Below are 11,579 nucleotides of genomic sequence, written 5' to 3' on the forward strand. Positions count from 1 at the left end.
CTAGATACTGTAGTCATAATTATTCATTAATTCCTCAGACCTAGCTAATCAACAGCAATTATCATTCGAGTATATTTAATTGAGATCTCGATCGATCTCACTCAGACATGCTAATCGGGCAGATCCGCCCGCTTGACTACCTAGTGTATCGGCTAGTTGATGAAGCTGCCAGTAATTGTTTCGATCTAGCAGCAGTCAGGCCAGTAATGAAGCTGTTGGTTGGTGCCAACCTTGCTAAAATAAGAACCAATCGCCCTCGCGAGCGAACCTCCTGGGAAGAATTGCTAAAAAAATGCTAGAAATTCAAGAATTTTTTGCGGCTTGTGTCGGCACATGGAAAACTGAGCGGACTTACCATTACCCACTAGATAACGAGGTCGAGCGATCCTATACTGAATTTAACGTAGCAGCATTGGCAGTAGCCGAAAAACAGCAGATTTCTTCAGCTTTCCTACCCATCGGCAGTATCTCTGCAACAGCAGAAATAGACGACTTTCCAGGATTTAGGATTGGTTTTGCGACAGTTTCCGAAAAAGGAGATCGCGTCGCGATGAATCTCAAGGCTCTATTCGTCCCAGATCGGGAAATCTTGGCTCCCGCTCTGTTACCGAAAGATCCACAAGCTCCCGCGATGCCATTGGCTGCCGAAATCCTCGATAGTCCGGAAGTGATTCGAGGTTTGTATCTGCGCGATGAGGGCTACTCCGAAACTGGCGCGATTACCGGTCGATTTACCTATCTACCCAGTCGCCAAACATTAGAATTGGTCACATATTACAGTCGATCGGTCGCAGTAGACCAATTGCGGCTGATTTCGCCGACGACTCGCCTCCGAACGATCGTCACCTATCAACGTCCCCAACCAGGCGAAGTTCCGACAGTGGTTAATTTGGTTGGCTTTGGACTCGAACAGAAAGAAGAGGGTAGGGAATAGGGAATAGGGTGTAAGCACAACAGGTGTCTTCACGATCCCTATCCCCTAATTCACGGTGCAAGCCTGTCGATCTGCCATTTTCCCGCGACTAATTGATAGCGGATGCGATCGTGGAGCCGACTGGGACGACCTTGCCAGAACTCGATCTCTTGGGGAATCACCCGCACGCCGCCCCAGTGGGGTGGTTTGGGAATCTCTCGATCTTGATATTCGGTTTCGAGTTGGTGCAATCTCTGTTCGAGGACGGATCGATCGTCAATAATCGTACTTTGTGCTGATGCCCAAGCCCCTAATTGACTACTAACTGGACGACTGTGAAAATAGGTTGTCGCTTCTGCCTCGGAAACGAACTCGATTTGACCCTCAATTCGGACTTGACGCTCTAAATCGCCCCATAGAAAGACCAATGCCGCATAGGGACAATGTTGTAACTCTATGCCCTTTTGGCTGTTGTAATTGGTGTAAAAGATAAATCCGCGATCGTCAATAGCTTTGAGTAGCACGATCCGAGCCGAAGGTTTACCATCAGCCGTGACGGTGGCTATCGTCATCGCATTTGGCTCCAAGATATCCGCTGCCAGTGCCTGATCGAACCATAGTTGAAACTGATCGAAGGGATCGGCAAGGACATCTGATTCTAGTAATCCAGCCTGAGTATAGTTTTTGCGTAAGTCAGCAATTTTAGTCATGGAGTTGGGAGTTAGGAGGCGGAGAGACGGCAGAGCTGATTCATGACAGACTATTCATTCGGTCGATTCAGATGTCACAATTTTTCGATCGAAGCTTAAATGATTGTTTTTCATCAATTCAAGATCGTTGCTCGAAAAGAACTATCTTATATCAACTTTCCGATCTTCTCACAATTACAGTTCGATCGGTTTGAGCAGACTTTTCAGGGGAGTCTCAAGCAAAAATCTAAACGTGCGGCAATGGCTAATCGTTAGATGCTGACTTTACTAGCTGCTGCCTTCCTTTCCCCAGCATCTACTCCCTAGTTTTAAAGAGCGTTTGAGCTGCACTTGCCCTGCTCGATCGACGTAATGAACGATAAAATAGGGATGTCATGCTGACTGGCTCGTCGATCGATAATTTTAGTCGATCGGTTTCAATCTAGCTGCTATTGTTGTTTACTCACAACTCGTTTGGGAATTCCTTTTTTTATAGATGATTAGTTACCTCAAAGGCATCGCCATTCAAATCCAGACACCGACTAATAATCGGGCGATCTTGGTACTGGATGTAAACCAAGTGGGGTATGAATTGCAGGTGCCCCAGCAGATGGTATTAACAGTAATCCCCAATACCGAAATTCAGGTGTTTACCCATCAGCAAGTGCGTGAAGATGCGATCTCGCTATATGGCTTTAGTTCCGCAGCCGAGCGAGATTTATTTCGACAACTAATTAGTGTCAGTGGTGTTGGTGCAAGTTTGGCGATCGCCTTATTAGATAAACTGGGACTCGCCGATACCGTTTCAGCGATCGTCACTAGCAATATTCAACGCCTATCTACAGCTCCTGGCGTCGGTAAAAAAACCGCCGAACGGCTCGCCCTCGAATTGCGCAGCAAACTCGGACAATGGCGCGTAGACTCTGGATTGAGCGAATCATTACCACTGACGAGTTTAAATGCCACAATGCAAGCCGAAGTTGAAATGACCTTGCTAGCACTGGGCTATACAAATGATGAAATTTGCCAAGCTCTACAAGCAATTAGTCAAGATAGTTTGATGGTCAAAAGTCAAAACATTGAAGACTGGCTGCGACTGGCGATTTCCAGCATCCAATAGCCCGATGTGTTACCGATCGTCGCCGCTAGTATGGTATTCTAATGAGTGGCTTTTATCGTTCTAGTTAGCATCGGCTCTATTGTCCAAGTGCCGCAGATCGTTTACATCTAAACTAGACATTAGCCACCAAAGTTATAATTTAAAACTGTTTTACATGTCCTCATCACCCCAGTCTGAAGATTTTGATGATGCTGAGTTAGTTGTCCTCACCGATGAAAGCGGGCGTGAATTGCCCTGTTATATCGAACGAGAACTCGAACTCGATGGCAAGACATACTTGCTATTGCTGCCTCAAAATGCACCAATTGAAATTTTTGCTTGGGATGAAGAAGATGATGTCACCGAACTAGTTTCGATCGAAGAAGAAGCCGAAATTGATCGCATCTTTGCCGACGCTCATGCTGTCTTATCCGAGCAAAATCTCGCCCTCAAACGCACCGCATTTACGCTCAGCGCGATCGGGGAATTACCACCATTAGATCCGACGGAAGTAGTCACGATCGAACTCGATGAAGCCGACGATAGTTTAGAGCCAGAAGAGTTTCAAATTTTGGCTAGATTTTACAATGAAGAACAAGAATATGCGATTTGCACGCCAGTAGATCCCTTGTTATTCTTTGGTAAATCCAACGCTAATGGCCCCGTTTCCCTCCTCTCAGAGGAAGAAGCCGAACAACTCCAGCCCATGCTTGAGGATATGTTATTGGATGAAATCTAGATCTGGAGGATTACCCTTGAAATCAGCCAAAACTACTCCGAAGTGGTTATTATTCTCCGCACCGATTGCCCTGCTGACACTCTTTGGTGGCGGGGGTATGGCGTGGTGGCATGGCATCACCGCACCGCCATCTAACGATCCGAATGCCAAAAGTATCTCGATCCAAATTAAACCAGGCAGTACGGTTCAAGCAATCGGTCAAGAACTCGAAGCCAAAGGAGTCATTAAGTCCCAACTAGCCTGGAAACTGTGGACGTCTTGGCAAGCCAAACAGGGCAAAGGCTCCCCCCAAAAAGGTAGCTATGAAGTCGCCCCCAATCAGCCCCTGTCGGCAGTTGCCGCTCAGATCTTAGAAGGCAAAGTCATCCTCTCTGGGTTTACGATCCGCGAGGGTTGGAACATCAAGCAAATGGGCGAATACTTTGAAAAGCAAAATCTCTTCAAAGCTGCTGATTTCGTTGCCGCAACTAAAGAAATTCCCAAAGACAAATTTCCGTGGCTCCCCGATGGACTACCCCATCTCGAAGGATTTCTGTTTCCCGAAACTTACAAAGTGCCCAGCGAGGCGATTACCCCCAAAGGTGTCGTAACTCAAATGCTCGAGCAATTCGAGCAAGTCGCCCTACCGGAGCATCAAAAAGCGACAGTAACTAATAAGCTTAGTCTCTTGGAATGGGTGAGTCTATCGAGCATCGTCGAAAAAGAAGCAGTCATCGCGATCGAACGTCCGAAGATTGCTGGCGTATTTACCACTAGGTTGGCCAAGAAGATGCGCCTCGAATCCGATCCCACCGTTGAATATGGTCTGGGTATCAAACAAACAGCCGATCGACCCCTAACTTTTGCCGAAGTCAAGCGACCGAATCCTTATAATACTTACATGAATGCGGGGATTCCCCCCGGACCGATCGCTAGTCCGGGCATCGGCAGTTTGAAGGCCGTACTCAATCCAGATAGCACCGACTTACTATTTTTTGTCGCTAAATATGATGGCACGCATATCTTTAGTAAAACCCTATCCGAACATGTCGCGGCTACTCAGGCAATTCGCCAACAGCGTCAATCTAGTGCAAAATAACTAATTGTCAAGCTCGACTCGATCGACAACAACATACTTCGCAGACTCAATCATCTGCGAAGTATTTTTGATTAGCAAACAGTGAAGGGTGAATCTGGATGGCTAGAATTAGGGCACATTTAGATAAGTGATGACTCAATCTCAGCACAGCCACAAGTTCATTCACAATTGACGATTCGAGATCGACTATATTACTCCACTCATTCCCCCATCCCACATCAAAATGGCATTATTTCCGCTATTACAGCCTAATCTCGTCTTGGGCAGCTCAGTTTTGGATTTGACCCCCGATCTGCTGGCGCATTACCAAATTGAAGGCTTAGTACTCGATGTCGATGATACGATCGTCCCGATCGGGATTGGCGTGGCACCACCAGAACTGATCCTCTGGATTCAACAAACTAAGGCACTCGTGCCCGTCTGGCTAGTGACTAATAACCCTAACCAAGTAAGAATTGGCGCGATCGCCGATAGCCTATCGTTACCTTATTTCCTCAGTGCCGCTAAACCATCACGGCGCAAACTCCGCCAAGCGATCGAGGCAATGAAGCTGGAACCCGCCCGCGTCGCGATGGTTGGAGATCGGGTTTTTACTGATGTCCTGGCGGGGAACCGCATGGGCATGTTTTCAATCTTAATCGAGCCGATCGTCAGTGCAGAATCTTCAGTCAGTTTTAACCTGCTGCGGCGCATCGAATTTGCGATCGCTAGAACATTAGGCGTCTCTTTGACAGCCACGAAATAAATCTTCACATTAAATTATAATTCTTCATGAAATCGAAATATAAATAAATTATTAAGAAAACAGAGATGCTCAAAAAAATCTGGCATCATAGTTTTATTGCAAATGGAGTCAGCCAAGATAAAGACTCTAAACATAATATAAAATCTAAAACCCTTCAGAGCGTTAGCTGCCACAAATAGGCAGGTAACGCTCTGAAACTTTTTAGACTAGATTTTTTACTAATTATTAGATCTACCGATTCCATCGTCGAAAGCCTCGATCCCTAATAAGTATGCCCCGATCCCCGCTATGTCGCAGACCCTAGTTATCAAAGTTGGCACCTCAAGTCTGACCCGTAGTGATGGCAGATTGGCGTTAGCAACGATCGCGGCACTGATTGAAACAATTGTCGATCTGCGAGCACAAGGTTATCAAATTGTGTTGGTATCTTCGGGGGCAGTTGGAGTTGGTGCCGCTAGGCTGGGCATGACCGAACGCCCGAAAACAATCGCCCTCAAGCAAGCCGCCGCTGCCGTCGGGCAAGGGATTATCATGCGGGTGTATGACGATCTGTTTCGCGAACATCAGCAGCCAGTCGCCCAAATATTATTAACGCGGGGCGACCTCGATCGGCGGAGTAGTTATATCAATGCTTACAATACTTTTCAGGAGCTATTCCGACTCGGCGTCATGCCGATCGTCAATGAAAATGATACCGTCGCGGTAGACGAGCTAAAATTTGGCGATAACGATACCCTCTCCGCCCGCGTCGCTAGCCTGATCGATGCCGACTGGTTATTTTTACTCACCGATGTCGATCGATTGTACTCCGCCGATCCCCGCAAATTTCCCGACGCCCAACCGATCGTCCAGATCGATCGATTAGAGGATTTAACGGCTCTCCAAATCCAGATCGGTGGAAAGGGTTCCGAATGGGGAACGGGTGGCATGGCGACCAAAATAGCCGCTGCTGGGATCGCCACTGGTGCAGGTGTCAAAACCGCAATTACCCACGGGCAATTTCCGCAGAATATCGAGCGAATTTTACACGGCGAACCATTGGGGACGCAATTTACCCCCCAATTGCGCGCCGACAGTGCTAGAAAACGCTGGATCGCGCATGGCTTAATTACTGTCGGTAAAATTTTTCTAGACGATGGCGCGGTACAAGCGATCGTCTCTAGCGGCAAATCTTTATTACCCGCTGGCATTACCCAAATCGAAGGGGAATTTGAAGCAACCGATGCGGTGCAGTTGTGCGATGTAGCCGGCAAAGAAATTGGGCGCGGAATTACCAATTATGGTAGTGCCGAACTCGATCGGATTCAGGGACATCGATCGACTGATATTATCGATTTACTCGGTTATTTGGGCGAAGAAACTGTCATCCATCGAGATAACCTGGTATTGAGCTAGGCACGCACCTAGTTTGAGCACAAGCGATCGTAGTTAGCGGAAATTGTGAGTCTAATATTGACTACTCTATCGGTATATTTTCGATATCTTCTTCGATGATTTCGACAGCGTGAGGATAGCCTTTATAAACAGCTAGATACTTAATAGCTTGAGCGATCGATTGAAGTAATAATGTCACAAAAGCGACGATAATCATCGTTTTGATCGGGGCACGTGGCAAACCATCGGCATCGGGAGATATTTCCCAACTGCCCCAACTTCCATCGGGTAAAAGTCCCCACGATTGCAATACGGGATGAAAAGTTACGGCAATTCCCAACAGACAAAAGGGAATTCCAAACAAAACCGTACCGACAAAATCGAGTAAAGCTTGTTGTTTTTTAGTCCAATTGGCATAGTAAAAATCTACTCGCACATTGGCACCATGTTTGAGGATATATGCAAATCCCAGAAAAAACATCAAGGAAAACAAATACCATTGCAATTCGATCAGCGCATTAGAAGATAATTGGATGCCAATTAATCGACCGACATAGCGGGCGACGACATTATAAAAACCTACAGCCACCGTGAGCAGGACAATGATAGAGGTAGAACTGCCGACGATCTCAGTGAATTTATCGATCGCCCGTGAAAAGTTCAACAGGGCGCGCAGATAGGAAGGCTCGATCGAGTTACGCAAGAGTCAATATTTCCCGATAATGAAGCAGCTTAGTTCATTATCATAACCCAAGTTGCTAGTTAGTCCTCTAGATCGAGTATTGTGTTAAGCACGGAAAAAGCTGAGGATTGAAGCGTGCAACGGAAACATTTTGTGCAAACGGCGATCGCGAGTACATTGACAGGCGCAGGGCTAGTATCTTGTCGGGCGCGAAGAAAATCTTCAGGCTCGGACTCTGGCTTGCCGAATATTACCTGGCAAATGGCAACGAGTTGGCCGATCTCCCTCGATACGATCTTTGGCGGTGCCACAACTTTTGCCGATCGAGTGGCAGCGATTACTGGTGGTAAATTTAAGATTACCCCCCGTCCTGCTGGCGAACTCGCGCCGCCATTAGAAGTGATGAATGTCGTCTCCCAAGGTGCGGTACCCTGCGGACATACTGCGGGCTATTATTATGTGGGTAAAACGCCCGCTGCGGCTTTTGGTACCAGCGTTCCCTTTGGTTTGAACGCTCAACAGCAAAATGCTTGGCTGTATGAAGGTGGCGGCTTACAAGCCTTGCAAGATCTATACAAGCGTAAATTTGGGATTATTCAGTTTCCAGCGGGCAATACGGGCGGACAGATGGGGGGCTGGTTTCGGAAGGAAATCTCCAAGATCTCGGACTTACAAGGCTTGAAAATGCGGATTCCAGGCTTGGGCGGGCAAGTAATGGGTAAATTGGGAGTCACAGTGCAAACGATCCCTGGGAGTGAAATTTTTCAAGCATTACAAACAGGTGCGATCGATGCGGCAGAATGGGTTGGTCCTTATGACGATGAAAAATTGGGATTGAATAGGGTCGCCGAATATTATTATTATCCTGGCTGGTGGGAACCAGGCCCAACACTAGAGATCCAAATCAATCTCAAGGAATGGCAGAAGCTCCCGCCTGAATACCAAGCCGCCATTCGCGCTGCTGCCTTTGAAGCTAATGTGACGATGTTAGCTCGCTATGATGCCCGCAATAATGAAGCCCTCCAGCGGTTGATTAAAAGTGGTGTCAAGCTCCGCTCCTATAGTCCCGAAATTTTAGCCGCAGCCGAGCAAGCATCGTTTGAATTGTACGACCAATTTTCAGCTAAAGATGCCGATTTCAAACTAATTTTCGGTCAATGGAAACAATTTCGCGATCGCGTATATGCCTGGAATAATATCAATTCTGCTAGCTTCGATCGGTATAGTTATGCAAAGTTAAAATCTTGAAATTAGGGTGATAGAGATAACCCAAGTTGCTACCTACAACCTCAGCGGTTAGAAATCGTAGGCATTTATAGGTAGCAACCTGGCTTAGAGATCGGACATCCACCATCGCCTCATCTCTATAATAGATTGCGCCTTGTAAGTACTTAAAAACTTATAAAACTGGTTTAGCAGCTACACTGACTAACCAAGTAACCGTTTGGGGAAAAATTATCACAATTAGCAACATCGCACATTGCAATACGATAAAAGGCAGCGCACTCTTGTGAATATCGATCGTCTTGAGTTCTGGCGGCGCAACACTTTGTAAATAGAACAGCGAAAATCCAACTGGCGGTGAAATAAAAGCCGTTTGTAAATTAATTGCCATCACTACGCCAAACCACACCATATCGAGTCCCAATTTCTGGGCGGCGGGGACTAATAGTGGCATCGCAATAAAACAAATTTCGATAAATTCTAGAAAAACACCCAGAATAAAAATCACCAGATTACTGACGATTAAAAAAGCCAATTGTCCACCAGGTAAACCGACTAATAAATTGGTAATTAATTCTTTGCCACCCAAGGCATCAAAGATCAGACTAAAGAACGAAGAGCAAAACAAAATCATCACCACTACCGTCGATACCGTCGCTGTCGAATGAGCGGCTGTTGTGAGGAGATTCCAACTGAGTTTGTGATTGAGCGCAGCCAATCCGCAAGCTCCCACCGCACCGACTGCACCCGCTTCTGTGGGTGTAGCGATGCCAAAGAAAATACTCCCCAACACCGCAAAAATCAGCAGTAAGGGGGGCACGACAGCTTTGATGACTTTTTTGATTAAAGCTGTGCCGCTAATTTGGCGGGCAGATAACGGCAGTGCAGGGGCAAGATCGGGTTGGAGATAGGCAATAATCAATACATATGCTGCATAGGAAGCCGATAACATCAATCCAGGAATTAACGCGCCGAGAAACAAATCTCCCACCGATACACCCAATTGATCGCTCAAGACTAATAACACCAGACTGGGGGGGATTAACTGGGCGAGGGTGCCCGAAGCCACGATCACCCCTGCGGCGAGTTTTTTATCATAGCCATAGCGCAGCATTACGGGTAGCGAGATCATCCCCATCAGAATTACTGTTGCGGCTACTACCCCCGTCGTCGCGGCTAAGAGCGTACCCACCAACACTACGGCTAGAGCCAATCCGCCTCGCACTGGGCCTAAAACAATCCCGATCGTTTCTAATAATTCTTCGGCGATGCCCGATTTTTCTAACACCGAACCCAGGAATACAAAAAAGGGAATGGCTAAGAGCGTAAAATTGGACATCGTCCCGAACCAATTATTCGGTAGCAATAACAAGCGGCTGGGATCGAAGGCATCCATTAGATAGCCAATTACCCCAAACACGATCGCGGTGCCAGCAAAGGAAAACGATACGGGATAACCAGTCATCAGAATGATAAAGAAGCCCGCAAACATGGCTACTGCTAACCATTCAGTATCGATTTCTATTAACTCAAACCCCATAGTTTCCCCACTCGAACATTAGATATCAGACGCGATGTCGAGTTTATTTTGGCACAATTCGGCAGTGTCAGATCTGCTGATTGATGCTTTGTTGTTGGCGATCGAGTATTCTTGGTGGCAGTTAATTCGATCGGACACTTGCATTAAAGCACTCGATCGTCATCAGATCTCCTGACATTTCGATCGCTTACTAGATTTCTTGAAAGCGGTGAGTAGGGGGCTATTTGCGATCTTCGGGTTTAATATTTCGGGACATCGATTCTCCTTCACGGAGGCTACGCCAACGAGTGGACATTAAAAATGTTACTGGTTACACATTCTGTAGAGTTTTAGGTTGAGGCAAAGACCAACCTTCTGCTTGATAAAATTCGACGATCGATTCCAATGCTTCTTGACCCTTTTGGGCTGCTTCCCCATAGCTATTTCCATCAGAAATGGGTTGCATTGCTCTAGTAAATTCAGGCAAAAATACCACATAACACTTATCTTCTTCAGACCATTCAATCTTCATGCTATATTTCATCAGATTCATCCTTTAGGGACTCCAGTTCTTTTAGGGCTTGTTCGACCAATCTTTCTAAATAGCGGGGTGCATCTTCTCCATCTTGTCGAGCGATCGTGACGATTGTCTCTAGCTGAGGGTGTTTCCAGTTGCTATGACCCCCTTTACCCTCTCGCATATAAAATCCAGCTTGGGAGAGCATTTTTTTGATTTCGCGAATTTTTTTAGGCATGATCAGTCTATTTTAGCCGATCGACCTAATCCACCACCAAATCGAATCTCACCATCATTCATTCAACCACAATTAGGCTCTGCCCACGCTACGAGATCGACCATCAACAATCGATCTTTACGGATCTAAAATACTGCTAATGTCCCTAGTTGCATACAGAATTCTCACGATTTCTACAACTTCATCACGATCGATATAAAAAATCAAGTATTTCCGAAAATCTTTGACCGACCATTTTCTTAACCCCTGTAATCGATGGTTATTTGTGACAAAAACACCGCCGATCCCTGGCATTCTGGCAATTTGAGCGATGGTGAGTCGATTTGAATCAAAGAACTGGAGAGCGATTTCAGGATTATCCTGGGAAATATAGGCAAAACAATCGTCTAAATCTTGACCTGCCTTTGGCGTAATCACAATCTTCTTGGTCATGCACTCGGTTGGTGCAGTGCATCAAGAGCAGCACGTTTAGAACTCCACCAATCATCTGTCATTTCGACAGATTCTCCACTATCCAATCCTTCAACAAGCAGTGATTCGACTTGCTGTTGTTGTCCGAGTCGTTTTTGTTCTTGCAGAATAATATTAAGTACATACTCGCTGGGTGTACTAAAGCCATCAGCGATCGCTTGTCGCTCGATAAAGTCGATAATTTGGTTGGGTAGTGAGATATTTAGCATCGAGCCTCTACCAGAATAATTTCCTACATTACCTAATTTTAGCTCAGGTAAAGCTCTAGCGTCGATCGATCTACTCAACCAC

At 46.3% G+C, this 11,579-nt stretch carries 16 protein-coding genes; 9 read left to right on the plus strand and 7 right to left on the minus strand.

Annotated elements, in window-relative coordinates; genetic code table 11:
• The first annotated feature begins 292 nt into the window (after positions 1-292).
• Positions 293-934, plus strand: coding sequence for a phycobiliprotein lyase (locus RMO27_RS04540; RefSeq protein ID WP_309729593.1), 642 nt, complete (start codon positions 293-295; stop codon positions 932-934).
• Between the two features lie 50 nt (positions 935-984).
• Here the strand turns inward: RMO27_RS04540 and pdxH are convergent, their stop codons facing one another.
• Complete coding sequence (gene pdxH, locus RMO27_RS04545; RefSeq protein WP_309729596.1) at positions 985-1,623, minus strand: pyridoxamine 5'-phosphate oxidase; 639 nt, start codon at positions 1,621-1,623, stop codon at positions 985-987.
• Between the two features lie 99 nt (positions 1,624-1,722).
• Between pdxH and RMO27_RS04550 the strand changes: the two genes are divergently transcribed.
• The 6 genes from RMO27_RS04550 to proB all read left to right on the plus strand — a co-directional run bounded on the left by RMO27_RS04550 (position 1,723) and on the right by proB (position 6,658).
• Positions 1,723-1,878, plus strand: a complete 156-nt coding sequence (locus RMO27_RS04550) for a hypothetical protein (protein ID WP_309729598.1) — start codon at positions 1,723-1,725, stop codon at positions 1,876-1,878.
• 220 nt (positions 1,879-2,098) lie between these two features.
• Entirely contained in the window at positions 2,099-2,722 is a 624-nt protein-coding gene (ruvA, locus tag RMO27_RS04555) for a Holliday junction branch migration protein RuvA (RefSeq protein ID WP_309729601.1), read from the plus strand.
• Positions 2,723-2,876: 154 nt separating this feature from the next.
• The gene (locus RMO27_RS04560; protein WP_309729604.1) at positions 2,877-3,440 is read left to right on the plus strand and encodes a DUF3727 domain-containing protein; all 564 of its coding nucleotides are present in this window, start codon (positions 2,877-2,879) and stop codon (positions 3,438-3,440) included.
• Between the two features lie 16 nt (positions 3,441-3,456).
• Entirely contained in the window at positions 3,457-4,518 is a 1,062-nt protein-coding gene (mltG, locus tag RMO27_RS04565; protein WP_309729606.1) for an endolytic transglycosylase MltG, read from the plus strand.
• A gap of 223 nt (positions 4,519-4,741) precedes the next feature.
• A complete protein-coding gene (locus tag RMO27_RS04570) occupies positions 4,742-5,263 on the plus strand; it encodes a YqeG family HAD IIIA-type phosphatase (RefSeq protein WP_309729609.1) in 522 nt (173 codons plus the stop codon).
• Positions 5,264-5,551: 288 nt separating this feature from the next.
• Positions 5,552-6,658 (plus strand): glutamate 5-kinase, encoded by a 1,107-nt coding sequence (gene proB / locus RMO27_RS04575; RefSeq protein ID WP_309729612.1) that lies wholly within the window; start codon positions 5,552-5,554, stop codon positions 6,656-6,658.
• Between the two features lie 61 nt (positions 6,659-6,719).
• On the opposite strand, the gene RMO27_RS04580 is transcribed toward proB, so the two are convergent.
• Positions 6,720-7,313, minus strand: a complete 594-nt coding sequence (locus RMO27_RS04580; RefSeq protein ID WP_396133611.1) for a TRAP transporter small permease subunit — start codon at positions 7,311-7,313, stop codon at positions 6,720-6,722.
• Between the two features lie 141 nt (positions 7,314-7,454).
• Between RMO27_RS04580 and RMO27_RS04585 the strand changes: the two genes are divergently transcribed.
• Positions 7,455-8,567: a TRAP transporter substrate-binding protein gene (locus tag RMO27_RS04585; protein WP_309729618.1), complete on the plus strand. Its 1,113-nt coding sequence runs from the start codon at positions 7,455-7,457 to the stop codon at positions 8,565-8,567.
• A 151-nt stretch (positions 8,568-8,718) separates the two neighbouring features.
• On the opposite strand, the gene RMO27_RS04590 is transcribed toward RMO27_RS04585, so the two are convergent.
• Entirely contained in the window at positions 8,719-10,083 is a 1,365-nt protein-coding gene (locus RMO27_RS04590) for a TRAP transporter large permease subunit (RefSeq protein ID WP_309729621.1), read from the minus strand.
• A 34-nt stretch (positions 10,084-10,117) separates the two neighbouring features.
• On the opposite strand from RMO27_RS04590, the gene RMO27_RS04595 reads away from it, so the two are divergent.
• Positions 10,118-10,258 carry a hypothetical protein gene (locus tag RMO27_RS04595; RefSeq protein WP_309729624.1) on the plus strand — a complete coding sequence of 47 codons (141 nt, stop codon included), beginning with the start codon at positions 10,118-10,120 and terminating at the stop codon, positions 10,256-10,258.
• A gap of 135 nt (positions 10,259-10,393) precedes the next feature.
• Here RMO27_RS04595 and RMO27_RS04600 read toward each other — a convergent pair whose 3' ends face one another.
• The 4 genes from RMO27_RS04600 to RMO27_RS04615 form a co-directional block, all read right to left on the minus strand.
• Positions 10,394-10,606 carry a type II toxin-antitoxin system HicB family antitoxin gene (locus tag RMO27_RS04600; protein WP_309729627.1) on the minus strand — a complete coding sequence of 71 codons (213 nt, stop codon included), beginning with the start codon at positions 10,604-10,606 and terminating at the stop codon, positions 10,394-10,396.
• Positions 10,596-10,817 (minus strand): type II toxin-antitoxin system HicA family toxin, encoded by a 222-nt coding sequence (locus tag RMO27_RS04605; protein WP_309729631.1) that lies wholly within the window; start codon positions 10,815-10,817, stop codon positions 10,596-10,598. Before RMO27_RS04605 ends, RMO27_RS04600 begins: the two co-directional genes overlap by 11 nt.
• Before the next feature lie 117 nt (positions 10,818-10,934).
• Positions 10,935-11,249 (minus strand): type II toxin-antitoxin system RelE/ParE family toxin, encoded by a 315-nt coding sequence (locus RMO27_RS04610; protein ID WP_309729636.1) that lies wholly within the window; start codon positions 11,247-11,249, stop codon positions 10,935-10,937.
• Positions 11,246-11,579, minus strand: a 334-nt coding sequence (locus RMO27_RS04615) for a hypothetical protein (RefSeq protein WP_309729639.1), incomplete at its 5' end; no start/stop codon positions are given. The genes RMO27_RS04610 and RMO27_RS04615, both read right to left, overlap by 4 nt.

The organism is Chamaesiphon sp. OTE_75_metabat_556, assembly GCF_031378165.1.
Classification (GTDB): domain Bacteria; phylum Cyanobacteriota; class Cyanobacteriia; order Cyanobacteriales; family Chamaesiphonaceae; genus Chamaesiphon.

Excerpts from the sequence above, each read along its gene's own strand:
- RMO27_RS04540 (WP_309729593.1), top strand. The coding sequence starts at position 293 with ATGCTAGAAATTCAAGAATTTTTTGCGGCTTGTGTCGGCACATGGAAA.
- pdxH (WP_309729596.1), bottom strand. The coding sequence starts at position 1,623 with ATGACTAAAATTGCTGACTTACGCAAAAACTATACTCAGGCTGGATTA.
- RMO27_RS04550 (WP_309729598.1), top strand. The coding sequence starts at position 1,723 with ATGATTGTTTTTCATCAATTCAAGATCGTTGCTCGAAAAGAACTATCT.
- ruvA (WP_309729601.1), top strand. The coding sequence starts at position 2,099 with ATGATTAGTTACCTCAAAGGCATCGCCATTCAAATCCAGACACCGACT.
- RMO27_RS04560 (WP_309729604.1), top strand. The coding sequence starts at position 2,877 with ATGTCCTCATCACCCCAGTCTGAAGATTTTGATGATGCTGAGTTAGTT.
- RMO27_RS04570 (WP_309729609.1), top strand. The coding sequence starts at position 4,742 with ATGGCATTATTTCCGCTATTACAGCCTAATCTCGTCTTGGGCAGCTCA.
- proB (WP_309729612.1), top strand. The coding sequence starts at position 5,552 with ATGTCGCAGACCCTAGTTATCAAAGTTGGCACCTCAAGTCTGACCCGT.
- RMO27_RS04590 (WP_309729621.1), bottom strand. The coding sequence starts at position 10,083 with ATGGGGTTTGAGTTAATAGAAATCGATACTGAATGGTTAGCAGTAGCC.
- RMO27_RS04595 (WP_309729624.1), top strand. The coding sequence starts at position 10,118 with ATGTCGAGTTTATTTTGGCACAATTCGGCAGTGTCAGATCTGCTGATT.
- RMO27_RS04600 (WP_309729627.1), bottom strand. The coding sequence starts at position 10,606 with ATGAAATATAGCATGAAGATTGAATGGTCTGAAGAAGATAAGTGTTAT.
- RMO27_RS04605 (WP_309729631.1), bottom strand. The coding sequence starts at position 10,817 with ATGCCTAAAAAAATTCGCGAAATCAAAAAAATGCTCTCCCAAGCTGGA.
- RMO27_RS04610 (WP_309729636.1), bottom strand. The coding sequence starts at position 11,249 with ATGACCAAGAAGATTGTGATTACGCCAAAGGCAGGTCAAGATTTAGAC.